The 24,496-nt window shown below is 54.1% G+C and carries 23 protein-coding genes and 1 riboswitch; of the genes, 22 read left to right on the top strand and 1 reads right to left on the bottom strand.

Going from position 1 to position 24,496, the window contains the following annotated elements; translation table 11 throughout:
• The first annotated feature begins 33 nt into the window (after positions 1-33).
• Positions 34-426, top strand: a complete 393-nt coding sequence (locus tag ACTVIM_RS10990) for a hypothetical protein (protein ID WP_033844102.1) — start codon at positions 34-36, stop codon at positions 424-426.
• 130 nt (positions 427-556) lie between these two features.
• Here ACTVIM_RS10990 and ACTVIM_RS10985 read toward each other — a convergent pair whose 3' ends face one another.
• A complete protein-coding gene (locus tag ACTVIM_RS10985; RefSeq protein ID WP_445612618.1) occupies positions 557-1,366 on the bottom strand; it encodes a DUF2935 domain-containing protein in 810 nt (269 codons plus the stop codon).
• 178 nt (positions 1,367-1,544) lie between these two features.
• Here ACTVIM_RS10985 and ACTVIM_RS10980 point away from each other — a divergent pair, with 178 nt between their 5' ends.
• The 21 genes from ACTVIM_RS10980 to ACTVIM_RS10880 all read left to right on the top strand — a co-directional run bounded on the left by ACTVIM_RS10980 (position 1,545) and on the right by ACTVIM_RS10880 (position 23,896).
• A complete protein-coding gene (locus tag ACTVIM_RS10980) occupies positions 1,545-2,807 on the top strand; it encodes a superoxide dismutase (protein ID WP_445612617.1) in 1,263 nt (420 codons plus the stop codon).
• 285 nt (positions 2,808-3,092) lie between these two features.
• Positions 3,093-4,238 carry a D-alanyl-D-alanine carboxypeptidase family protein gene (locus ACTVIM_RS10975; RefSeq protein WP_445612616.1) on the top strand — a complete coding sequence of 382 codons (1,146 nt, stop codon included), beginning with the start codon at positions 3,093-3,095 and terminating at the stop codon, positions 4,236-4,238.
• Complete coding sequence (locus ACTVIM_RS10970) at positions 4,231-4,827, top strand: nucleoside recognition domain-containing protein (RefSeq protein ID WP_033021080.1); 597 nt, start codon at positions 4,231-4,233, stop codon at positions 4,825-4,827. The genes ACTVIM_RS10975 and ACTVIM_RS10970 overlap by 8 nt, the downstream gene beginning before the upstream one ends.
• Positions 4,827-5,360, top strand: a complete 534-nt coding sequence (locus ACTVIM_RS10965; protein ID WP_033021081.1) for a spore maturation protein — start codon at positions 4,827-4,829, stop codon at positions 5,358-5,360. Before ACTVIM_RS10970 ends, ACTVIM_RS10965 begins: the two co-directional genes overlap by 1 nt.
• A 118-nt stretch (positions 5,361-5,478) precedes the next feature.
• Positions 5,479-6,210, top strand: coding sequence for a pseudouridine synthase (locus ACTVIM_RS10960; protein WP_144975199.1), 732 nt, complete (start codon positions 5,479-5,481; stop codon positions 6,208-6,210).
• A 263-nt stretch (positions 6,211-6,473) separates the two neighbouring features.
• Entirely contained in the window at positions 6,474-6,998 is a 525-nt protein-coding gene (gene resA, locus ACTVIM_RS10955; RefSeq protein ID WP_445612615.1) for a thiol-disulfide oxidoreductase ResA, read from the top strand.
• Between the two features lie 13 nt (positions 6,999-7,011).
• Entirely contained in the window at positions 7,012-8,670 is a 1,659-nt protein-coding gene (locus ACTVIM_RS10950) for a cytochrome c biogenesis protein ResB (RefSeq protein ID WP_445612614.1), read from the top strand.
• Complete coding sequence (gene ccsB / locus ACTVIM_RS10945; RefSeq protein ID WP_445612613.1) at positions 8,657-9,844, top strand: c-type cytochrome biogenesis protein CcsB; 1,188 nt, start codon at positions 8,657-8,659, stop codon at positions 9,842-9,844. Before ACTVIM_RS10950 ends, ccsB begins: the two co-directional genes overlap by 14 nt.
• Before the next feature lie 94 nt (positions 9,845-9,938).
• Positions 9,939-10,664: a response regulator transcription factor gene (locus ACTVIM_RS10940; RefSeq protein ID WP_033021090.1), complete on the top strand. Its 726-nt coding sequence runs from the start codon at positions 9,939-9,941 to the stop codon at positions 10,662-10,664.
• Complete coding sequence (locus tag ACTVIM_RS10935) at positions 10,664-12,457, top strand: ATP-binding protein (protein WP_445612612.1); 1,794 nt, start codon at positions 10,664-10,666, stop codon at positions 12,455-12,457. Before ACTVIM_RS10940 ends, ACTVIM_RS10935 begins: the two co-directional genes overlap by 1 nt.
• A 239-nt stretch (positions 12,458-12,696) precedes the next feature.
• Positions 12,697-13,917, top strand: coding sequence for an N-acetylglucosamine-6-phosphate deacetylase (nagA, locus tag ACTVIM_RS10930; RefSeq protein WP_445612611.1), 1,221 nt, complete (start codon positions 12,697-12,699; stop codon positions 13,915-13,917).
• On the top strand, positions 13,889-14,650 hold the full coding sequence (gene nagB, locus ACTVIM_RS10925) for a glucosamine-6-phosphate deaminase (RefSeq protein WP_445612610.1): 762 nt from the start codon (positions 13,889-13,891) through the stop codon (positions 14,648-14,650). The genes nagA and nagB overlap by 29 nt, the downstream gene beginning before the upstream one ends.
• Entirely contained in the window at positions 14,647-15,378 is a 732-nt protein-coding gene (locus tag ACTVIM_RS10920; protein ID WP_445612609.1) for a GntR family transcriptional regulator, read from the top strand. Before nagB ends, ACTVIM_RS10920 begins: the two co-directional genes overlap by 4 nt.
• Complete coding sequence (gene nagE / locus ACTVIM_RS10915) at positions 15,379-16,746, top strand: N-acetylglucosamine-specific PTS transporter subunit IIBC (RefSeq protein ID WP_445612608.1); 1,368 nt, start codon at positions 15,379-15,381, stop codon at positions 16,744-16,746.
• 52 nt (positions 16,747-16,798) lie between these two features.
• Positions 16,799-17,716: a DUF7916 family protein gene (locus tag ACTVIM_RS10910; protein WP_445612607.1), complete on the top strand. Its 918-nt coding sequence runs from the start codon at positions 16,799-16,801 to the stop codon at positions 17,714-17,716.
• A gap of 272 nt (positions 17,717-17,988) precedes the next feature.
• Positions 17,989-18,735 carry a sensor histidine kinase gene (locus ACTVIM_RS10905; RefSeq protein WP_255516076.1) on the top strand — a complete coding sequence of 249 codons (747 nt, stop codon included), beginning with the start codon at positions 17,989-17,991 and terminating at the stop codon, positions 18,733-18,735.
• Positions 18,736-18,738: 3 nt separating this feature from the next.
• Positions 18,739-19,440 carry a helix-turn-helix domain-containing protein gene (locus tag ACTVIM_RS10900; RefSeq protein WP_445612606.1) on the top strand — a complete coding sequence of 234 codons (702 nt, stop codon included), beginning with the start codon at positions 18,739-18,741 and terminating at the stop codon, positions 19,438-19,440.
• Positions 19,440-20,726 (top strand): hypothetical protein, encoded by a 1,287-nt coding sequence (locus ACTVIM_RS10895; protein ID WP_445612605.1) that lies wholly within the window; start codon positions 19,440-19,442, stop codon positions 20,724-20,726. Before ACTVIM_RS10900 ends, ACTVIM_RS10895 begins: the two co-directional genes overlap by 1 nt.
• Positions 20,727-20,806: 80 nt before the next feature.
• The gene (locus ACTVIM_RS10890) at positions 20,807-21,712 is read left to right on the top strand and encodes an acetamidase/formamidase family protein (protein WP_445612604.1); all 906 of its coding nucleotides are present in this window, start codon (positions 20,807-20,809) and stop codon (positions 21,710-21,712) included.
• 12 nt (positions 21,713-21,724) lie between these two features.
• Positions 21,725-23,089 (top strand): APC family permease, encoded by a 1,365-nt coding sequence (locus ACTVIM_RS10885; RefSeq protein WP_445612603.1) that lies wholly within the window; start codon positions 21,725-21,727, stop codon positions 23,087-23,089.
• 192 nt (positions 23,090-23,281) lie between these two features.
• Positions 23,282-23,896: a PH domain-containing protein gene (locus ACTVIM_RS10880; RefSeq protein ID WP_033021246.1), complete on the top strand. Its 615-nt coding sequence runs from the start codon at positions 23,282-23,284 to the stop codon at positions 23,894-23,896.
• A 305-nt stretch (positions 23,897-24,201) separates the two neighbouring features.
• A riboswitch (cobalamin riboswitch) is annotated at positions 24,202-24,400 on the top strand.
• The last annotated feature ends 96 nt before the right edge of the window (positions 24,401-24,496 follow it).

Genomic DNA, 24,496 nt, shown 5'->3' with positions numbered 1-24,496 from the left:
AGAAAAACATCTGATCGAGGAAGGGGAGCGCTCATGGACGTTTGCCGCCTGCACGGTGAAGAGCTGGAAAAATCACAGGCGAATACGTTTGAAGACTACTTCAATCGCTCGGAAGTCACTTATTCGGACGGTGGCGAAGAGCGAACGCTGTCGGTTTTGTATTTGCGCCATTTCGAGACGGCGCTGCTCGAGCTGTTGCCGTATGAAGGCGATCCGCTGTTTGTCGCGAATGGACGCGACATCTATTTGCGCGATCTTGTCGCCCTCGTCTGCCTGTGGCAAAACCCGGCGTATCGGCGGCGCAAACGGGTGTACATCCATGATGAAGCTGAACTGTGCCGCTATTTCGCCGCGGTTCCTAACGAAGCGCTGCAGGCGCTCGTGAGTGAATGGGCGGCCACCGGCCGCAGCCGCCTGCCGGAGTGAGCAGCGCGGCTTTTTGGTTTGACCGGAGAGAAACGTTCCGTTTGACGTGAGAGCGTGCGCTTTCGTTTTCGTTTGCGAACCGCTCTTTTTTTCTGTCTAACCGAGCCGCTGGAGAAACGGTTGCCGCCAGTTATTCGGTTCGCGGTTTGGTCGGATCGCACGTTGGCGGTTTCACTTCACCGGTCGTTTCCGCAAGTTTTTGTAAGTAGTAGCACTCTTCACGGGCCATATGGTCGGCCATGAGCGGCGACAGCACGCCAAGCACTTCCCCTTGCAATTCCATTTCTTCGAGCTCATGCAAAAAGCGTTGGAAGATGGCCATCTCGAGTTCGATTTGATGGTGGAAGCGGGAGAGCGCCGGGAATTGGTGAATGTTAGCCCGCAAGTAGCCGGCCATTTCAATGGCTTTTAAGTAAAATGCCTCCCATTCTTTCGTAAACATATGGCTTTGTTGTTTCCACTGTTTTTCCGTATGGTCGAGCCGGTCATGGATCGCTCCGGCATGGCCGGCGGCGTCAAGCAACCAAAGCAAATCGTGATGAAGCGGGTGGACGCGTGGCGGCCGCGTTTGTTGGACGTAACTGTTGGCTAGCCGCAGCCATTCATCGAGCTCGTTTACCATATGGTTGACAAAGGTCGGCGGCAAGGAAAAGCGGAATGAACCGGTCAAATGGCGCCGCAGCAAATGAAGCTTGAAAGCCCGCAGCCGCTCGCCCGCCTCTTTTCCGCGAGCGACGAGCGTCGGCCACGCGGCAACCGCTTCCGGCTGACGAGCGGCGTCAAGCAGTTCGTCGAATAAGCGCTGCAGCTGTTTCGCCTCATTGATTTCAGGTTGTTCGCTTTCCGCGAGCGCCTCAAGAATGAACCGGCAATGGTCGCCGAGAATTTGCATCCAAAAACGGAGTTCAAAAAGCGCCTCTTGTTCAAGTGGTTTGTTCATTCGTTCACAGAACCGCTGGGCGGCGGTTCTGTTTCTCCCTCCTTTGCTTGCGGTGTCTTTGTTTGTTGCCTCGCTCCTATAGGTATGTGTGGCCGGGAATTTGGGTGAATGCGGACAAGAACGATTTCAATGAGCCGGCATACGATATGGCGAAAAAAGAGGGGGAGGTTTTTTCCAAATGGACGATCAAACGTTTTTGGCCCAGTATGTGGCCGAGTTGAGCGAATGGGGAGAACAAGTCAGGCAGGCGCTGGCGTTGCGCGGGGCAAGCACGGAGGGAGTCGCGGCGCTGCTGTCCGTAATCGCCGAACATGACGGGGCGTGGACAAAAGAGGAGGTTCGCGAGCTCCAGCGCCGCGCCGATGCGGTGTATGCGGCGGCGCTCCGCCATTACGCCTTCGAGGCGGCCGAGTGGGGAAAACAGGTGGAGCAGGCGCTGGCGTTGCGCGGGGCTGCCGAGGATATCGGGCTTTCCGCCTTGTCTGCTTACATTGACCAACACGATGATGCATGGACCGAAGAAACGATCGCTGCGCTGCAGCAGCTTGTCGATGAGGTGTACGAGCGGGCCGTCCGTCTCATTGGTGCGCCGTCCGGCGAACAAGGGCAAGCGGTGGGGCTAGCCGCTGCCCAGACAGCGGGGGTGACCGTGGCCGAAGCGCGGACGGAGGTGGACGGCGAACGGGAGGATGAACAGCGATCAACGCTTGTCGATGAGAGGGAAGAAGCGAACGCGCGGGCGGCGGCTGCCGGGGAACAGCAGACCGGATGTCTCGATTCATCATTGGACTCTCTCGGGCGCGAACGACAGCCGGCCGTTCCTCCCGGCAAACATGTTTTGCCGCCGCTGCCGTACAAGTATGATGCGCTTGAACCTCATATTTCCGAAGAAATCATGCGCCTGCACCATACGAAACACCATCAAAGCTACATCGACGGCCTGAATCAAGCGGAGCGGATGATGGCCGAGGCGCGCCGCACGAACCGATTTGAGCTGCTCAAGCATTGGGAGCGGGAGGCGGCGTTCCACGGTTCCGGCCACTATTTGCATACTATTTTTTGGTATAATATGGATCCGAACGGCGGCGGCGAGCCGCGCGGGGAACTGCGGGCGCAAATCGAGCGCGATTTCGGCAGTTTCGCTGCCTTTCGCCGCCATTTCACCGAAGCGGCCAAAAGCGCGGAAGGGGTTGGCTGGGCGCTGCTCGTTTGGGCGCCGCGAGCGCATCGGCTTGAAATTTTGCAGGCGGAAAAACACCAGCTGATGGCGCAATGGGATGTGATTCCGCTTCTTGTGCTCGACGTTTGGGAACATGCGTATTATTTGCAATATAAAAACGACCGGGCGGCGTATATTGCCAATTGGTGGAATGTGGTGAATTGGCGCAATGTCGAAGCGCGCTTTGCTGAGGCTCAGAAGCTGCGCTGGCCGCCGTTTTAACCGGATGTCCAAACAGGGAGGGTGTTCCAAAAGGATGGGACACCCTCTTTCATATCGTACTGACCGCTTCTGTCACGCGATAGGTGGTCCCGATCTGCACGGTAGACACCCTTTTTGGTCTGCCGCTATTTTTTCATCATATTTGTCCGCGCCCCGCATACACTTGTACCAAGCACGGCTTGGACGTTTCAACGGTTTTCCTCGCTCGCGCTCATGTCAGCCCAACTTGGAAAGGGGGACAGGCGGTTTCCCTCGCTCGCCGAAGGGGGAGCCTCGCCGATACGCGTGGACAAATGGAAGCGGCTCATAGCTTTGATGGCCCTCGCTGCGGGGATCATCGCATTGATCCCGGGGCGGATGGATGCGATGAACGGGGTGAGCGCGAAAAGCGCGATTTTAATGGAGCAGCATTCCGGACGGGTTTTGTTTGCCAAAGACGCCTATACAAAGCGGCGCATTGCCAGCATTACGAAAATTATGACCGCCGTTTTAGCGATTGAGTCAGGAAAAATGGATGACCTCGTCACGGTCAGCGCCCGCGCCGTTCGAACGGAAGGGTCGTCGATTTACTTGCGTCAAGGGGAAAAAATCAAGCTGCGCGATTTAGTGTACGGATTGATGCTTCGCTCCGGCAACGACGCGGCGGTGGCGATCGCCGAACATGTCGGCGGCAGCGTTGAAGGGTTTGTGTTTTTAATGAACAAAAAAGCGGCTGAAATCGGGATGCGCGATACGGAGTTTGCCAATCCGCACGGCTTGGATGACGCGGAAAACCATTATTCGACCGCTTACGACATGGCGCTCTTGATGCAATACGCGATGAAAAACAGCGAATTTCGCCGCATCTCCGGGACGAAAGTGTATCGCGCGCCCGCCCCTCCGGGAGAGGAAGGTGCAAGGGTGTGGCGGAATAAAAACAAGCTGCTCACCAGCCTTTACGAATATTGCACCGGCGGAAAAACCGGCTATACGAAGCGGGCGCATCGCACGCTGGTGACGACGGCGTCCAAAGATGGGGTCAATTTGATTGCCGTCACGTTGGACGCTCCAGACGATTGGAACGACCACATCGCGATGTACGAATACGGGTTTTCCCATTATCATATCGCGAACGTGAGCGGAAAGCGAATCATCGGCAAAATCACCGATCCGTTTTATGAAGGACGGCTGCGCGCGGCCCGCGATTTGCAATATCCCGTGACCAGCGAGGAAGAGAACGAATTGCGGGTGAACGTGTATTTGCTGAAGCCGCGCGCCGAGTGGAAAGAAGATCCGGATCGCGTTCCAGCGGCGGTCGGAAAGGCGGTGCTTTATTTGCACGATAAAGCGGTGGATGAGACGCCGCTGCTGTACGAACATAAGAAGGAGGAAAGCGGCGAAAACTCGTTTTGGGATTTATTTTCCTTTTTAGGTGTGAGAAGCGATGGTTAACCTCATTTGGGTCATGATGGCGGTCGTCGGCATCGTCTTTGCAGCGATCAACGGCACGATGGAAGAAGTGAACAAGGCGGTGTTTGAAAGCGCCAAGGAAGCGGTGACGATCAGCATCGGCATGATCAGTGTGTTAGTATTTTGGCTTGGATTGATGGCCATCGCCGAGCGGGCCGGCCTGCTTCATAAAGTCGCGCGCCTGTTCATGCCCATTGTGCGCCGGCTATTTCCAGAGGTGCCGCCCGGCCATCCGGCGCTCGGCTACATCGTTTCGAATATGGTCGCGAACATGTTCGGCCTTGGCAATGCGGCGACGCCGATGGGCATCAAGGCGATGGAACAGCTGAAACAGCTTAACGGCGGCCGTGATGAGGCCAGCCGGTCGATGGTGACGTTTTTGGCCATTAACACGTCAAGCATTACGCTCATTCCGGCGACCGTCATTTCGATTCGCATGACGTACGGTTCGGCGGCGCCGGGCGAAATTATCGGCACGACCGTCGTCGCCTCGACGATTTCGACGATCGGGGCAGTATTGATCGACCGGTATTATTACTGGAAACGGACGCGGAAAGGCGGGAAACGGTGATGGCCATCGTCCAGCTTCTTTCCACATGGTTGATCCCGGCGCTGATCGCTTTTATTTTGCTTTACGGTACAGCAAAGAAAGTGCCGACCTACGAAACGTTTGTCGAAGGCGGCAAAGAAGGAATCGAAATCGCGTTTTCGCTTATTCCGTATTTGGTCGGCATGCTGGTGTCGGTGGCGATCTTTCGGGCATCGGGGGCGCTTGATGCGTTGATGGCAGCCATCGAACCGTTCGCCGAGGCGGTCGGGATGCCGGCGGAAATCGTTCCGCTGGCGGCTCTGCGCACGATTTCCGGCACGGCGGCGCTCGGCATGACGACCGATTTGATCGCCACCTACGGCCCCGATTCGTTTATCGGTCGCCTCGCTGCTACGATTCAAGGAAGCACGGAGACGACGCTGTACGTGCTTACGGTGTATTTCGGCGCCGTCGGCGTCAAAAAAATGGGAGACGCGTTAAAAGTCGGCGTTTTAGCGGACATTCTTAGCTTGATCGTTTCCTTTTTCATCGTCTTGCTCGTTTTCGGGCGCTGACAGCGTCCGCTTTCCCGCCAAACCGGCGGGTTTTTTCGTTTGTGATGAAGAAAAAGAGAAGCGCTGCGCTTGTATCTATGTCGCGGAAAGGGTAAGATGATGAAAGAGGTGAGGAACAATGGAACGGTTGCAAAAAGTGATCGCCCGCGCCGGCATCGCATCAAGGCGCAAAGCGGAAGAACTCATCTTGCAAGGGCGGGTGAAAGTCAACGGCCGCGTCGTCACCGAACTCGGCGCCAAAGTCGGGCCGCGCGATGATGTCGAAGTCGACGGCATTCCCGTCGAGCGTGAGGAGCCCGTTTACTATTTGTTGTACAAGCCGCGCGGGGTGATCTCGAGCGTCAAAGATGACAAGGGGCGCAAAGTGGTGACCGATTTTTTTAAAGACCTAGACAAACGGATTTATCCGATCGGACGGCTCGATTACGATACGTCCGGCTTGCTTTTGTTGACGAATGACGGCGATTTCGCCCATTTGCTCATGCATCCGCGCTATGAGATCGAGAAAGTATACGTCGCTAAGGTGAAAGGCATCCCGACAGGCGAACAGCTCAGGCAGCTTGAGCGCGGAGTGAAGCTCGAAGACGGCATGACGGCGCCGGCGAAAGTGAAGCTGCTTTCCACCGACCGGAGGAAAAACACCGCCATCGTGGAAATCCGAATTCACGAAGGCCGGAACCGGCAAGTGCGCCGCATGTTTGCGGCAATCGGCTGCGACGTGCTGAAGCTGAAGCGAGAGCGGTACGGGTTTCTCGATTTAAAAGGGCTGCGCCCCGGCGAATACCGCGAGCTGACGCCGCACGAGGTGAAGCTGTTGCGCGCGATAGCGCTTTCCGGGGGAAGAAAATGACAAGTATTTGTTACATCACAGCTAGATGGGCCTTACTTTCATGGAAGAAAATTATAAAAATTGTCGCATCACAGCTAGTTCCGATACCGCATGGACCTAACTGTCGCTAAGGAAAATGACAAACGTTGTCACATAACGTTCATATCTCCGCGCATAGAAACGAGACGAGTTTTGCTATAATGAAAAATGGGAGATTGTGAACTTCCATGTCGAATCCTTGCGGCCGATGCCGTGGGGGATGAGAAATTAAAGGGGTTTGAACGATGAAAAAGCAGCAGCGCTTAGTGGTGAGGACGGCGATTTTGCTCGTGTTGCTTGCCGCGGTTGGCTACACGATTTACGCCAACTTTTTCACCGAAAAAACGGCGGTGGCTGTCGGTTCGACAGCGCCGGATTTTGTGTTGACCGATTTGAACGGACAGAAGCACCGCCTCTCCGATTACCGCGGCAAAGGCGTGTTTTTGAACTTTTGGGGGACGTGGTGCAAGCCGTGTAAGCGGGAAATGCCGTATATGAACGATTGGTATCCGGTGTACAAGCAGCAAGGAGTGGAAATGTTGGCGGTCAACGTCGGCGAACCGAAGCTGAGCGTCAAAAAGTTTGCTGAGCGCTTTGGGTTGACGTTTCCGATCGTCATCGACCAAGAAGACCAAGTGTTGAACGCGTACAATGTCGGGCCGTTGCCGACGACGTTTTTAATTGACAAAAACGGCAAAGTGAAACAAATCATTACCGGAACGATGACGAAAGAAGACATCAGACGGCATCTGGAAAGCATCAAACCGTAAGGAGTTTTGCGTCATGGAACAGGTGAAATGCGAATGCGGCCACGTGAATCCGCACGGCACGGCGTTTTGTGAATCGTGCGGCAAGCCGCTTCAAGATGTGGGCGAAAAGCCGCTTTTAGACATGCGCTACGAAGGGAGCGCGCGCCGGTCGCAAACGTACAAACGGACGATCATCGATCAAATTTGGGCGTTTTTTTCATCGGTCAAAGTCGGCGTCGCGCTCATTGTCATCACGCTCATCGCGTCGGCGATCGGGACGATTTTTCCGCAGCAAATGTACATTCCGCCAAACGCCGATCCGGCCGAATACTATGAAAAGCAGTACGGCTTGGCGGGGAAGCTGTATTACGAGCTTGGATTCAACAATTTATACGGTTCATGGTGGTACATTTTGCTCATCGCCTTGATCGGCGTCTCGCTCGTCATCTGCAGTCTCGACCGTGTCGTGCCGCTGTATCGCGCCTTGAAGCGGCAAGGGGTGAAGCGCCATCCGCACTTTCTCGAGCGCCAGCGGCTGTTTGGCGTTTCGCGGGTGAACGATCCTGACGACGCGATCGCGACGTTGAAAGAGCGGCTTGTGAAACAGCGCTACCACGTCCGCGAAGAAGACGGCCATTTGCTCGCCGAAAAAGGGCGGTTTTCGCGCTGGGGTCCGTACGTCAACCATATCGGCCTCATCATCTTCTTGATCGGGGCGATGCTCCGTTCCGTTCCGGGGATGTACATCGACCGCGCCATGTGGATTCCGGAAGGCGAAACGAAGGAAATTCCGGGGACAAACGGCCGCTATTTTTTAAAAAGCGAACAATTTATTTTTGAAACGTATCAAAAAGGGAAAGAGAACGAAGCGTTCAACGCCGCTATTGACCGCGTCGGCAACGGAATGATCGCGAAAAACTACCAAACGAACGTCGTGCTGTATAAGCGCGTCGGTCCGGTGATCGCCGGCGCTGAACCGAAGCTGAAAAAAGTCAAAGAATACGCGATTCGCGTCAACGAGCCGTTGAAATTCGACGGTTATGCGCTTTATCAGGTCGACTTCCGCCTTGGCGAACCGAAGGCGATGTCGTTTCAGCTCACCGATAAGCGATCGGGCGCGTCGTTCGGCACGGTCCATATCGATTTGTACAACCCGAAAGAAGAATATGATCTAGGGCGAGGATATCGCGTGAAGCTATTAAGCTATTTCCCTGACTTCGAGTTTGACGAAGACGGCAACCCGTCGACAAAATCGCGCGTGCCGAACAACCCGGCGTTCGTGTTCAAAATGTATGCTCCGGATCGTCCAAAAGGGGAGACGAGCTTTGTCGCCATCCAGCAGACGATCGAGCCGTTTGGCGACAACAAGTACAAAATGGCGTTTGCGGGGCTGGAGACGCGCAACGTTTCCGGTTTGACCGTCCGCCGCGATTTCACGCTGTGGATTTTAGGGATAGGTGGGGCGATTTTCATGATTGGGCTGATCCAAGGCATGTACTGGAACCACCGCCGCGTTTGGGTGCAGCGGGTCAACGGCGAACTATGGATCGCCGCGCATACGAACAAAAACTGGTTTGGCTTAAAAAACGAGCTGCGCCGCCTGCTTGACGGCACCGGCTTGACAATGCCGGCCGATCGGCTCGAGGAAGGAAAGAAAGCCGGACAAGGGGGACAAGCGCATGGTACAGCTTAGCAGCACATTGCTCTATACGGCGTTCATTTTGTATTTAATCGGCACCTTTTTCTTCGGCGGTTCGATTCGCGACAGACGGAAAGAGCGGGAAGGGAAAGACCGCTGGTCGCAGCTTGGCATCGCGGTGACGATCATTGGTTTTCTTGCCCAGCTTGGCTATTTCATCACGCGCTGGATCGCCGCCGGGCACGCGCCGGTCAGCAACTTGTTCGAGTTTACGACCTTTTTTGGCATGATGCTGGTCGCTGCGTTCATTATTATTTATTTTATTTACCGGCTGAGCGTGCTCGGGCTGTTTGCCCTTCCTGTCGCTTTGCTCATCATCGCCTATGCGAGCATGTTTCCGCGCGAAATTTCGCCGCTCATTCCCGCTTTGCAAAGCGACTGGCTGCACATTCACGTTACGACGGCGGCGGCCGGCGAAGCGATTTTGGCCATCAGCTTTGTCGCCGGGCTCATTTATTTGATCCGCGTCGTCGATCAGTCAAAACCGTCAAAGCGTACGTTTTGGCTCGAAGTCGTCATGTTTTGCTTAATTACTACGCTCGGCTTTGTCGTCGTTTCGACCGCGTTTGGTCTTTCCGGCTATGAAGCGAAGTTTACATGGGTGGATAAAAACAAACAGAAGGATGAGATGATTTACGAGCTGCCGGCGCTTGTCGGCCCGCATGAAGGCAAGCTCACCAAAGACAGCGCCGACCGCATGGAGCCGTTTTTGGAAATGCCGGCCATCATCAACGCCAAAAAGCTGAACACGGTTCTTTGGTCATTGATGGCAGGGACGGTGTTGTACATCGCGCTTCGGCTTCTTTTGCGCAAACGCATCGCCGCGGCGCTCCAACCGTGGGTAAAAAACGTCAACCTCGATTTAACGGATGAGATCAGCTATCGGGCGGTGGCGATCGGGTTTCCAGTCTTTACGCTCGGAGCGCTCATTTTCGCCATGATTTGGGCGCAAATCGCTTGGACTCGCTTTTGGGGCTGGGATCCGAAAGAAGTGTGGGCGCTGATCACCTGGCTATTTTACGCTGCCTTTTTGCATCTTCGTTTGTCAAAAGGCTGGCACGGCGAAAAGTCGGCATGGCTCGCCGTCATCGGATTTGCCATTATTATGTTTAATTTGGTGGCGGTCAACCTCGTCATCGCCGGGCTGCATTCGTACGCCGGAACATAATGGAACAACAACCGGATGCTCTGTTGGCGAGCATCCGGTTTTTCGGTAAACTAGAAAATAGGGATGTTTCCATTGATGATGGGGGTGCAAAGCATTGGAAAAACAAGAAAAAACCATCCGGATATTAGTGGTTGACGATGAAGAGCGCATCCGCCGGCTCTTGAAAATGTATTTGGAGCGGGAAAATTACGTGATTGACGAAGCGGGCGACGGCAACGAAGCGCTGGAAAAGGCGCTGGCGAACGACTATGACGTCATTTTGCTCGATCTGATGCTGCCGGGCAAAGACGGCATTGAAGTGTGCAAAGAAATTCGCGAGCAAAAAACGACGCCGATTATTATGCTGACGGCAAAAGGCGAAGAAGCGAACCGCGTGCAAGGGTTTGAAGTCGGCACCGATGATTACATTGTGAAACCGTTCAGCCCGCGCGAAGTCGTGTTGCGGGTGAAAGCGTTGTTGCGCCGCGCCGCGAACGCCGCCTACGCGCCGGTGGAAACGACGGCGAAAGACGTGCTCGTGTTTCCGCACTTGACGATTGATAACGATGCCCACCGGGTGACGGTCGATGGGAAAGAGGTGAGCTTGACGCCGAAAGAATACGAGCTACTCCTTTTTTTGGCTCGTTCGCCCGATAAAGTGTTTGATCGCGAGCAGCTGCTGAAAGAAGTCTGGCATTACGAGTTTTTCGGTGACTTGCGCACGGTCGACACCCATATTAAACGGCTGCGTGAAAAGCTGAACAAAGCGTCGCCGCAAGCGGGAAAAATGATCGTCACCGTCTGGGGTGTCGGCTACAAGTTTGAGGCAGTGAGCGACTGATGTGGCTGTTTCGCAGTGTCGTCGGCAAACTGTGGTTCACGATTTTGCTGCTCGTCTCGTGCGTGCTGTTTATTTTAAGCATTTTGCTCATTAAATTTTTGGAAGACTATTATGTGCAGGAAGCGGAAAACGACCTCACCCGCCTAGCGACAAAAGTGGCCGAGGTGATGCACGATCACCGCGATGAAGAGCTCGCCCGCTCGATCGCTTGGACGCTGGTCGACAATCGCACGAAAGCGATCATCGTCGCCGATGAGGCGCATTATTGGTATTCGCCCGGCGGGGCAGACTCCGATGATGTGCCGCTGTCGTTCATCCGCCGCGATCGGGACTTGCGGCGGGTGCTGACAGACGGGAAAACGGTGAAAAAGCGTTTGTATATGCCAAAGTGGCAGCCAAAAGAAAAGCTGCCCCGTGATGTGATTATAGTTGGCGTGCCGATGACGATGCCGGACGGCAGCCGCGGGGCCGTGTTTATTTATCAATCGCTCGAAGCGATCGCCGACGCGACAAAGCAGACAAAGGAACTCATTTTCCTTGCCGCCTTTATCGCCATTATCATGACGACATTTTTTGCCTTTTTCTTGTCGACGCGCATCACCGCTCCGCTCCGGAAAATGCGGCAAGCCGCGTTCGAAATGGCGCGCGGCCACTTCGATATGAAAGTGCCGATTTTAACGAATGACGAAATCGGCGGGCTGGCGATGGCGTTCAACCAAATGGGGCGGCGGCTGCAGTTTAACATTAACGCGCTCAATCAAGAAAAAGAGCAGCTCGCCAGCATTTTAAGCAGCATGGCCGATGGCGTCATTACGTTTAACCGCGACGGGGAAATGTTGATTACGAATCCGCCGGCCGAGCGGTTTTTGCAGGCGTGGTATTTCGAGCAAGGGAACGGTGCGGAAGCGATGGCGCCGCTGCCGCCGCAAGTGAAAGAGCTGTTTGCCCGCGTCGTCCGCGAGGAGAAGGAGCAATCGACAGAAGTGACGCTGCAAGGGCGGACGTGGGTGATTTTAATGACGCCGCTGTACGGCAAAACGATGGTGCGCGGCGCGGTCGCCGTTTTGCGTGACATGACCGAAGAGCGGCGGCTTGACAAGCTGCGCAAAGACTTTATCGCCAACGTTTCGCACGAATTGCGCACGCCGATCGCTATGCTCCAAGGCTACAGCGAGGCGATCATCGATGATATCGCGGCGAGTGAAGAAGAGAAGAAAGAGATGGCGAAAGTTATTTACGACGAGTCGTTGCGCATGGGCCGCCTTGTTAACGAGTTGCTTGACTTGGCGCGCATGGAAGCGGGCCATATCGAGCTAGAGTACGAACAAGTCCAGCTTGTTCCTTACATCGAGCGGGTGATCCGCAAGTTTTACGGGCTGGCGAAAGAAAAGCAGATTGAGCTGACAGCCGAGTTTCGTGATCGGGACATCGAAATCTCTCTCGATCCGGATCGGATCGAACAGGTGTTGACGAACTTGATCGACAACGCGATCCGCCACACGGAATCAGGCGGCACCGTTCGCCTCATCGTCGAACCGAGCGGCGATGGCGTGACGATTCACGTTCAAGACTCCGGTTCTGGCATTCCGGAGGAAGACTTGCCGTTTGTGTTTGAGCGCTTTTACAAAGCGGACAAAGCGCGGACGCGCGGACGCGCGGGCACCGGACTCGGTTTGGCCATCGCCAAAAATATCGTCGAAGCGCATAAGGGGCTCATTACCGTCCGCAGCAAGCTGAACGAAGGAACGACGTTTTCTTTTTATTTGCCGAATCACGGGTCGAAACGGACGTAGGGTCGTTGGAACGAAAGGGGCTGACCGAAAAGGCGGTCTCCCCTCAAGAAAGACGCAACATAATAGTGTGTCAAGGAAGCGGATGGCGCTTATTATATAGCGATGAAAGAGGGTGTCCCAGCCCGTTTGGGACACTCCTTGCCTTCGTTCGCGCTACAGCGAACGGTGGATTCATTTTAATGGTATAGACAACTAGAATATATAATGTTATAATAAGAGACAGAAAGTGGGGAAGTGCGATGAAGCGGTGGATATTGAAAAATGCCGCGGTGTATGCAGAAACAGGAACCATTGAACAAGGGTATGTGCTGATCGAAGGGGAAAAAGTGGCCGCGATCGGGCCAATGTCGTCATGCCCAACTGATGCAGGGGCGGAAGTGATCGAGCTTTCCTCGCGGTTTTCCATCGTACCGGGATTCATCGATGTCCATATTCATGGGGCAGCTGGGGCGGATGTCATGGATGCGACCCCAAAGGTGCTTCACGCGATGGCTGAGGCGCTGCCGGCGGAAGGGACGACGAGCTTTTTGGCGACGACGATGACGGCGCCAAGCGAACAAATCGGAGCCGCGCTTCGCAACGTCGCTCGCTATATGGCGGAGGCGAACCGGCCGGGAGCCGCCGAAGTGCTCGGTGTTCATCTGGAAGGGCCGTTTTTGTCGCCGAAGCGCACCGGGGCGCAACACCCGCGCCACCTCATCGACCCCAATGTCTCGCTGTTTCAGCGCTGGCAAGAGGCGGCCGGCGGCCACATCCGCCTTGTCACCCTTGCCCCGGAGCGCGAGGGGGGGCTTGAGTTGGCCGCTTATTTAAAGCGAACGGGGGTCATCGCTTCGATCGGCCATTCCGATGCCGTTTACGACGAAGTGAAAGCGGCGATTCAAGCAGGAGTGACGCACGCCACCCATTTGTTTAACGGGATGCGCGGCATCCATCACCGCGAACCGGGGGTTGCCGGTGCTGTGCTGATGTTTGAAGAAGTGATGTGCGAACTGATCGCCGATGGGCTGCATGTCGCGCCGCCGATGGTCCGCTTTGCGTATCGGAATAAAGGAAGCGATGGGCTCATCTTAATCACCGATGCCATGCGGGCCAAATGTCTAGGTGATGGGCGGTATGAACTTGGCGGCCAAGAGGTGACCGTCCGCGGTCAAGAGGCGCGGCTTGCCGACGGTACGCTGGCGGGAAGTGTACTCAAGCTTGCCGACGCCATCCGCCGTGTGCTTGATTACACCGGCTGCACGATTGAAGAGGTGATCCGCATGGCGAGCTGGAATCCGGCAAAACAGCTTGACATCCTTGATCGAAAGGGCAGCTTGCGACCCGGCAAAGACGCCGATGTCGTCGTGTTGAATGAACGATATGAGGTCATGATGACGTTTTGCCGCGGCGCTCTTGCTTATCGCCAGCGGGGTGAAAGGGGGAAGAGCGATGGCGTTGCAGCTTTTGGAAACCGCTGACTATACCGAGATGAGCCGCCAGGCAGCGGACATCATCATCAAACAAGTCAAGGAAAAGCCGAATGCCGTTCTCGGCTTGGCGACCGGCTCGACCGTGCTCGGTGTGTACCGCCAATTGGCCGCCGATCATCGGCAACATGGGACATCGTATCGGCTCGTGCGCACGGTCAATTTGGATGAGTATGTCGGGCTCGGTCCGGATCATCCGAACAGCTATCGCTATTATATGAATCAGCATTTGTTTGCCCACTTGGACATCCCGCTTCACGAGACGCATGTGCCGGATGGCTTGGCTGCTGATCTTGACGAAGAATGCCGCCGCTACGAGCGGCTCATCGATGAATTGGGCGGCATCGATTTGCAGCTCTTAGGCATCGGCCGCAACGGCCATATCGGCTTTAACGAGCCGGGAACGCCGTTTTCATCGCCGACTCATGTCGTCAAGCTCGCCCCGTTGACGCGCGAAGCGAACGCCCGCTTTTTCCCGTCGTTGGATGATGTGCCGCGCTATGCCATAACGATGGGAATTGCGACCATTTTGCGGAGCCGCCGCATCGTGCTGTTGGCGTCAGGGGAGGAAAAAGCGGAGGCCATTGCCCGGCTTCTCGAAGGCGTTGTCACACCGGATTGGCCGGCTTCGGCGCTTCACCTTCATCCGGACGTGACGATCATCGCCGACTGCGCGGCGCTCTCGCTCATCCCAAAGGAAAAGCGGAAAGGGGATGCGCCATGATCGATAAACAGTCGCCGATTCCGATTTACTATCAGCTCGAGCAATATATAAAAGAAAAAATCGAAAAAGGAGAGTGGCGGCCGGGCGAGATGATCCCGTCGGAGCGGGAGTGGGCAGAAACGTATGACATCAGCCGGATGACCGTTCGGCAGGCGGTCAACAATTTAGTGAACGATGGCTATCTCATCCGCCGGCGCGGGAAAGGAACGTTTGTCGCCGCCAAAAAAATCGAGCAGCCGCTGAAAGGGCTGACGAGCTTTTCCGAAGATATGCGGGCGCGCGGCATGGAGCCCGGCACGATCGTCCTCCGCTTTGAGACCGTTCCAGCTTCCGAGAAGCTGGCTGAAGGACTTGGCGTCACCGAAGGCGATGACCTTTATGAAGTCCGCCGCCTCCGGTTGGCCGATGGCTTGCCGATGGCGCTGGAGACGCTCTACATTCCCGTCCATCTTGTTCCCGGGCTGACGCGTGATGTTGTAAGCGGTTCCGTCTATGAATTTATCGAAAAGGAAACAGGATTGATCATCGGTTCTGCTGTTCAAACATTGGAAGCGTCCGTCGCCCGCAAGCTGGAGGCTGAGCATTTGCAAGTGAAAGAAGGGGCGCCGGTGCTGCTGCTTGAGCGCCGCACCTGCCTTGATGACGGCCGGCCGTTCGAAGTCGTCAAATCGGTGTACCGCGGCGACCGGTACAAATTTATGATTGAAATGGAAAGGGGAGGAGTATGAATGTTAGGCTTTTTGCAGCGGCTTGGAAAAGCGTTAATGCTGCCGATTGCCGTTTTGCCGGCGGCTGGATTGTTGCTTCGACTCGGCAAGCCGGATTTATTAGATATTCCATTTATCGCTGCTGCAGGTGATGCGGTGTTTTCCAACTTGGCGTTGATTTTCGCCATCGGCGTGGCGATCGGTTTTGCCAAAGACGGCAACGGCGCCGCCGCTCTGGCCGGCGCGATCGGCTACTTTGTGCTAACGAAGGGCGCTGCCGCGATTGATAAAGACATCAATATGTCTGTATTAGGTGGCATCATCTCCGGGGTGATCGCCGGACTTTTATACAACCGCTATCATGATATCAAGCTGCCCGACTGGCTCGGCTTTTTCGGCGGCCGGCGGTTTGTGCCGATCGTGACATCGCTTGTGATGCTCGTGCTTGCTCTTGTTTTCGGCTACATTTGGCCGCCGATTCAAGACGGCATCAACGCGGTTGGCCATTGGATCGTTGGCGCTGGGGCTGTTGGCGTCGGCATTTTCGGGTTCTTAAACCGGCTGCTGATTCCGGTCGGATTGCACCATGTGTTAAACAGTTTTGTCTGGTTTGTCTTTGGCGAATATAACGGCAAAACCGGCGATTTAAGCCGCTTTTTCGCCGGTGACCCGGATGCGGGCATTTTTATGGCCGGCTTCTTCCCGGTGATGATGTTCGGTCTCCCGGCGGCAGCACTGGCGATGATCGCCGCGGCGAAAAAAGAGCGGCGCAAAGCGGTCGCGGGCGCGCTCCTTGGCGTGGCGTTAACATCGTTTTTAACTGGGATTACGGAACCGATCGAATTTTTGTTTATGTTTTTATCGCCGCTCTTGTACGTCGTTCATGCCGTGTTGACCGGCTTGTCGCTCGCAGTGGCGACGGCGCTTGACATCCACCACGGGTTTACGTTCTCGGCTGGGGCGATTGACTTTTTCTTAAACTACGGCATTGCGAAAAAACCGTATTTGTTGATTGTTCAAGGACTCATCTATGCCGTGATCTATTTCGTTGTCTTCTATTTCTTGATTACGAAGCTGGATTTAAAAACGCCGGGGCGTGAAGACGACGTAGAAGGCGAGTTTACCGACAGCGGGGCGGCGCAGTCGGGCGTCAAATATGAGGACCTTGCTGCAAACTATATCGAGGCGTTGGGAGGAAAAGACAATCTCATACAAATTGACAATTGCGTGACGCGCTTGCGCTTAAAAGTCAACGATATGTCAAAAGTCAATGAAGCGGAATTGAAGCGCTTAGGGGCAAAAGGAGTGCTTCGCCTCAATCAAACGGATTTGCAAGTGATTGTTGGCACGGATGTCGAATTTTTAGCCAATGCGATGAGAAAACGGTAAAAAGCGAAATGGACAGATTGTTCTTGTATGGGAGTGTGAGGAAGGACTTCTTATGAAACGATTGTTGGATTGCAGTGCTTCCGATTTCCGCAAGATGACGGGGAAACAGCTGAAGCGGGCGATTCAGGCGTCAGAAGGAAGAGTCATCGTCGCGGAAGTCATCGGGGAATTCGCGCCGCTTTATCCGGCGGTCACTAACGCTGAACTGGCCGCGGCGTTTGGGGCGGATTTGCTGCTGTTGAATTGGTTCGATGTATTCCGGCCGGTTGTGAACGGTTTGGACACGAACGAACCGAATCAAATGGTGGAACGGTTAAAGCAGTTGACAGGGCGTCCGGTTGGGGTCAACTTGGAGCCTGTTGACCCGAATGCAAAGCAGCTCGAGGAGCTTGCCCCGCTGCCAAAAGGGAGAATGGCAATGGCTGAGTCACTGCAACAAGCAAAACGGCTAGGATTTGACTTTATTTGCCTAACCGGAAACCCAAAAACAGGCGTGACGAATGATGAGATTGTGAAAGCCATCGAAACGGCGCGATCCATTTTAGGCGATGACGCCCTAATTATTGCCGGGAAAATGCATGCGGCAGGCGTTGTCGGCGAAACGGGAAGCGGGATTGTATCGGAAGAAGTGGTGGTGCGTTTCATTCACGCTGGTGCTGACGTTGTTTTGATGCCGGCTCCAGGAACCGTGCCAGGGGTGACATTAGACAAGACAGAAAAGCTTGTTCAGGTAGCGCATGAACATGGGGCGCTTGTGATGCTGACGATTGGCACAAGTCAGGAAGGAGCGGATGCGCATACGATTCGCCAGATCGCGCTTGCAGGCAAAATGGCAGGAGCGGACATGCACCATATCGGCGACGCTGGCTACCATGGCATCGCCGTTCCAGAGAACATTATGGCGTATTCGATCGCCATCCGCGGCAAACGCCATACGTATATCCGCATGGCAAGGTCGCCGTTGAGATAACATGGAATATGATCAGTCGGAGGTGTCCCGATCCTGTTGGGACACCTTTTTTCATCATCGATGTTATCTTGAAAACAGACGATCCTGTGGGGCAACCCTGTTTTTGGTAAAAAGTGAGGAATAGATCAAGCGAAGGAGCCGATTTACGGCGGCGGAACATAGCCGCTTTGCATCGCCGCTGTTGTTGATTTGGTGACCAGATGAAAAACAAGGCTATGATAAAATGAAAGAAGGAATGAGAAACTAGGGTGAATGGTGGGGAGAATGTGATGATGGCCGAGCCTGTATTTCATATCATTCTTATTTTCAGTGTGTTGCTGCCGCTCGTAGCGCTGACGGTTTTAACGCTGTTGGGGGCGGTGGAGAAGGAAGTTGATTATTGGCAGTTGGAACATGCGCGCCTCCGCTTGGAAAAAGAATTGCAGGAAAGCAAGTATATGCAGCTTCATCAACAAATCCGCCCGCATTTCTTTTTTAATGCGCTCAATGCTTTTCTATCTTTGGCGCGCCTAGGAAAAAATGAAGAGATGATCCGGGGGATAGAGCATTTTGCGTTGTTTTTGCGCGACAGCTATGAGACGAAACAGCCGCTTATTCCGTTCAAACAAGAATGGGAACATACTCACAACTATCTAGCCGTGCAACAGCTTCGCTTCGGTTCACGGTTGTCGGTAGCGGTGCAAATCGATCGAGACGGACTGCGCGCACTCATTCCTTCCTATACGTTGCAAACATTGGTGGAAAACGCCTTTAAGCACGGTCTTGAGAAAAAAACGGGTGAAAAGCGGTTGACGATTGATTGCCGGCGCCAAGGCAATTGGGTATATTTGCGCGTTTGCGATAATGGCCATGAGGGCAAGGAGCTATCCGTCACCGAGGGAGGAGTCGGGTTGGACAATTTGCGGAAGCGGTTCGCTCTGTTGTTTGATTTGCCTACGCAGCTTGTGTTGCAAAAAAATGAACACGGGTGGACGGAAGCGGCCGTCGTTTGGCCGTATGTCCCCAGTGATGAGGTGTGAACGATGAAAGTGTTGATCGTCGATGACGAGTATTTGGAATTGGAGCAATTGAGCTATTTGGTGAAGCGGAAACATCCGCACTGGGAAGTGTGGACAGCGGAGGACGCCTCAGAAGCAAAACGGCTGGCGGCGGCCCATCGCTTTCGGTTGGCCTTGATCGATATTCACTTGCCCGGACAATCGGGATTGGATTTAGCCGGTGAGCTGAGGCAGAAACAGCCTAATCTCTCAGTGATCATTATTACCGCCTACCAAGATTTTGCTTACGCCAAACGAGCGATTCAGCTCGAAGTGCTCGATTATTTGGTCAAGCCGCTCATTGAGAGTGAGTTCGATCAGGCGCTGTCAAAGTTTGAACAAAAGCATCCCGAAGCATCGGCCTCATCGCCGCTCATCCGGTCGGCGCTCGACTATGTCCATCGGCATTACGCGCACAAAATCAGCCTTGCCGCGGTGGCGGCGGCCGTGCATACTCATCCCGCCTATTTGAGCAAGCTGTTTGTTGAGGAGATCGGCATTCATTTTAAAGATTATGTGAACCGATATCGGATTGAAAAAGCGAAAGAGCTGCTCATCAAGAAACCGGACTGGTCCATGGCTCGCATTGCCGAAGAGACTGGGTTTTCTAGCCAGCATCATTTTAGCCATTTGTTTCGAAAATATGTTGGCATCCCGCCGACAACGTATAAGGAGACGAACGGATAATGGATTGGTATACGCTGTTGGTTATGGCATGCGTGTTGCTGCTTGTCGTCGTGCCGGATGTCGGGCGCTCCCATTCTTTAGGAGCGGAAACGTTTGGATTAAGCAAAGGGGTCAATGCGTTGCTGCTGCGTTTAGCGTCCGGGGAGTTGCTGTTGTTTAGCTGCTATGCGTTTATGTATGGCGGGGTGGCTGCAGGGATCACGCTGGCCATGGCGATGGGAGTGGCTGTTTTTGTCCTTTGGCGTTCGATAACGGCGCGCCCTCAACCGTTGGCAAGCGAAGGGGAGCGGTGGCCGGATCGTTGTTTTACGGCGCGGGCTTTGGTTTTGTTCCGCTTTTTAGTCTGCCTTCTTTCGATCGGGCGGCTGCTCGTCGTTCTTGGGTTATGCGCCTATTTGCTGCGGCATCTTTTTCACGTTTCCTTGCTGTTTTTATTGGTTTGGTTTAGCTATGTGTACGTTTTTACGGTTCTTGCTGGCTGGGCGGGAATGCGGAGAATCGGAACCGTTCTGTTGTACATCGTTTATCTCGTTGCCGGCATCATTCCGTTTGCCTATTATCTGACGGGGGGTGTCATGCGATATTACGAGACGGTGGCCCGTACCGCTCCGTCTCTCCTTGATCTCCGTGCAACTTCGCTGTTGGTGCTCTTTTTTTCCGTGTTGGCTGCGGCCGCCGGACAGTGGTTCGCCGATCCGTATGTATGGGAAGTCGCCCCCCGAATAAAAAAAGAGCGGGTTGCGATGGCGTTTTTACTTGCTGGTTGTTGTCTCGTCCCTCTCCCCTTGGCCATGGCCGCTTTATGCATTCCGTACGCGGCGGCTGCTTCGCCCGAAGCGATATGGAAAGGATGGCTGCTTTCCTCCTCCGCTTGGATGTCTTGGCCGCTTGCCATGGCGCTGTTGGCGGCGCTCTCGTGCAGCTTGTCCCTTTCCCTTCGTTCGGTTGTGCAGCTCTTGGAAACCAAGTGGGGCGGCCAATTCCCGCGGACATACGCCCTTTCTTTTTTGTTTGGGCTCGCTCTTTTATCGATAGTTCTTTTTCTTCCGCTGCGTCTAGTTCTGTTTTCGACCGCTCTGCTTGCCTCTGTGTGCTTTGGTTTGGCTGCTTGGCGGCCGAAGGAAAAGCGCCTCGGGGTGATGATCATGATCGGCTGGTCATGTTTGCTCGTGTTCGCTTGGCGCTGGGGGAGTCGCCATGATGAGCTGGAGGCCATCGCCTGGAATGGGATAGGAAGCTTTTTGTTCGTCCGCACTTATCGATTTATTCAAAAAATAAAGAAGTAACAAAAAATGATTAAAAAAATGCAAATCGGACGGGTTTCGGCTTGGTATAATGAGACAAACATGAAAGGGGGAAAGGCAAGATGTCATTTGTTCCGTGTACAACAGCCATTTACGCGTTTAGCCAACACCATCAGCCGGTTCGGACAGTTCGGTCCGGGGAAACGTTTGTCATCGAAACGTACGATTGTTTCCAAAATCAAATTACATCTAGCGAAACACCGTTTGATTCCATTGATTGGAACCATATCAATCCGGCAACGGGCCCCGTCTATATTGAAGGGGCGGAACCCGGTGACATTTTAGCGGTCAAAATTGAACACATTCGCCTTAAAGGGCAAGGAGTGATGGCTGTTGGGCCAGGCCTCGGGGTGCTCGGCGACCGAATTTCGCGGTTTGAGGCGAAAATCGTTCCGGTGGAAGAAAACCGAGCCGTATTTGACGAACATCTTTCCATCCCGCTCAATCCGATGATTGGCGTTATTGGGGTGGCGCCAAACGGCGAGGATGTATCATGCGGAACGCCGGGACCGCACGGCGGCAATATGGATACGAAGCTCATTACAACAGGCGCGACGGTATACTTCCCTGTTTTTGTCAAAGGAGCGCTCTTTGCCTTAGGCGATTTGCACGCGGCGATGGGTGATGGCGAGATCGGCGTGTCCGGCATTGAAATTCCGGGGGAAGTGACCGTCACCGTCCGCGTGATCAAAGGACATTCCCTCAACCATCCACTGCTGCAAAATGACGAAGGGATTGCGACCATCGTGTCGGCCAAAACGCTAGATGAGGCGGTCAAACGATCGGTTGAGGAAATGGTTGAGTTGTTACGGCCGCACACTTCGTTGACGTTGAACCATTTGACGATGGTGCTTAGCGCCGCCGGTCAGACGCAAATCAGCCAAGTGGTGGATCCGCTTGTCACCGCGCGCTTTTTTGTGCCGCGCTTCGTGCTTGAGGCGTATGGCGTTCGTTTGTTTGAGGAATAAGGGGGAATGGCGATGGCGCAATTGGAAACGAACAAATCGGTTGAGTCGCTCGGTTATAAGCAGGAACTAAAGCGGTCGCTCACATGGGTGGACTTGTTGATTTATGGGATGGTGTTCATGGTGCCGATCGCTCCTTTCGGTATTTACGGGTATGTAGCCGAAGGGGCAAAAGGGATGGTCGCTTTAGCATACTTGATCGGAATGGTGGGAATGATTTTCACCGCATTAAGCTACGCGAGAATGGCTGAGGCGTTTCCCATCGCTGGTTCCGTGTATTCCTATGCGCAGAGGGGGATGAATGAATACGTCGGCTTTATGGCGGGTTGGGTCATTTTGCTTGATTACATCTTTGTCCCGGCGCTTCTTTACTTGGTCAGCGCCGCCGCTCTAGCCGACATTGTGCCGGGAGTGCCAATATATGTGTGGCTCGTGCTGTTTATTGGCATCAATACGGTCATTAACATTCTCGGTATCGAAATGACAGCGAGAGCCAATAAAGTGATCGTTATCCTAGAGCTCATCGTTTTGGTAATTTTTGTAATAACGGGCGTTGTGGCGATTTTCAAAGGGGTGAACGGAGCGGAATTTACGTTTAAGCCGTTGTATGACCCCGATCATTTCAGCATGGGAACGGTCATGGGAGCGGTGTCGGTCGCCGTTCTGAGCTTTCTCGGTTTTGACGCGGTGTCAACGCTCGCTGAGGAAACGAAAGACGGAAGGTCGTCCATCGGCAAGGCGATCATCGGCGCTCTGCTGGTGGTCGGGGCGCTGTTTATCATTCAAACATGGGTGGCGGCTTTGATTTGGCCTGATTATACGACGTTTAAAAACGCAGACGCGGCGTTTTATCAGATTGCGGAGCTGGCAGGCGGACCGTGGCTCAAATGGACGACGATCGTTGCCACGGCGTTTTCTTGGGGAATCGCCAACGCCCTTGTGGCGCAGGCGGCTATTTCCCGCATCTTGTATAGCATGGGTCGCGACCGTCAATTGCCCGGCGTGCTGGCCAAAGTGCACCCGAAGTTTCAAACGCCATACGTAAGCACCTTGCTTGTCGCTGTCATTTCGCTCATTGTCACGACGGTGTTCGCTTCGCAAATCGATAAGCTCGCTTCGCTTGTCAACTTCGGCGCCCTGACCGCATTTCTCTTTTTGCATGTATCGGTGATGAACTACTTTTTGCGCAAACAAAAGAGCCATGACTATATCAACCATCTTTTGTTTCCGCTCATCGGGTTTGTCGTCATCGGCTACGTATGGATCAATCTCGATCCGCTCAGCAAAAAGCTCGGATTGATTTGGATCGCCATTGGGCTCGTGTATTTGATCGCCCTGCGCCTTACGAACAAAGGCTCGCGACTGAGCGGGGAACTGTAGTGGCGTGTACGGCCTGACGCCGTCTGAACAAGGCGTTGGGCCGTTCAATGGTTGGCAAACATGAAACTTTTTTTTGCCCTCCACGTATGACTATAGAGGATGCGGTGCTCTGCCAAAACAACGTGCGTTGCTGCCCGTTGCGGAGCGGCGCGAGCCAATGAAAAATGGAAGGGGTCGGGGCGAGAAATGAGCATGTTTGGAAAAGTCGCGGCCGATGTGCTTGGATTGAGCGACATCGGTTCGGTCATTCAGCCGAAAGACTACGACAAAGTCGATGCCGATGATTATGTGATGCACGAGGATGGAGAAAAAATCTACTTCCTTATTAAATCGAAATCCGATGAGTATTGCTTCACCAACCGTGCGCTCATTCATCTGGACGGCACGAGCGCAACAAGCAAAAAACGGACGCTGCGCCGCTACGATTACTACAAGCATCCGATTTCCGACGTGTCGCTCGAGACGGCCGGAACAGTCGATTTGGACGCGGAAATCAAATTCAAAATCGGGTCGCACGCCTACTCGATTGATGTGCATAAAAAACATATCGAGGAACTGAAAGATTTGTATAAATCGCTGCTTGCGATCGCCGACATTTGCCGCGAAAATGAAATGAAGCTCGACTATGCCGAGCGGAGCCTCGAGCTGGCGACCAAGGTGTTTGCCAATATGCGCGGCGACGGCGCCAATGTGTCGGCTGATTTTCAGGCCGTGAATGAATACGCGTTTCGATGGCTGACGGAAGCGAAAAAGAACTATACGGTAAAAGATTTCGGCTTTGTGTTTGAAAAATACATCGAGCAGTGAGGAGATGAATCTTGCATTCGGGAAAGACGCCGGGCCAGAGGGAGGCGTCTTTCCTGTTTTTCAAAGGAACGCGTCGTTGCCAAACGGTGAAGGGGAGAAAGTGGAGGTAGGCAACGTGGCGGCATTGGACATCGCGGCGTTCGATGCAACGGTGCCTGCGGCGTTCCGTACAAAACACGGACACTGGAGCCGAGCTGCCTGACCGCAAAAATGGATCGATGACCGCCGGCCGCCAGCCTGCTGTAAATTCATAGTTGTCAAATGCCAAGCCTTGCTTTAATATAAAAATGTCCATATCCGATAACTCAATCAACTCGCAGCAAGGTGCCGAAAAGGCTTAATAGGGAATCCGGTGGGAATCCGGAGCTGTCCCCGCAACTGTCAATGCGGACGAAATGAAATCGCCACTGTACGGACGGATGGCTTGTGCTGTTTTCCGTACGGGAAGGCTTCAGAGTAGGATGACGCATGAGCCAGTAGACCTGCCTTGCTTGCTGCGGTTTCCGAATCTTCGGGGGGTGAGACGCGGAAACAGTCGCATAGGGCATAGTTGTGCCCATTGGTGGTCTGTTTCCCGCTCATTCCCCGACCGGACGGAAT

It is taken from the genome of Geobacillus sp. YF-1 (assembly GCF_052692335.1).
The sequence above is the reverse complement of the archived record's forward strand: the minus strand, read 5'-3'. Positions and strand labels throughout refer to the sequence as shown.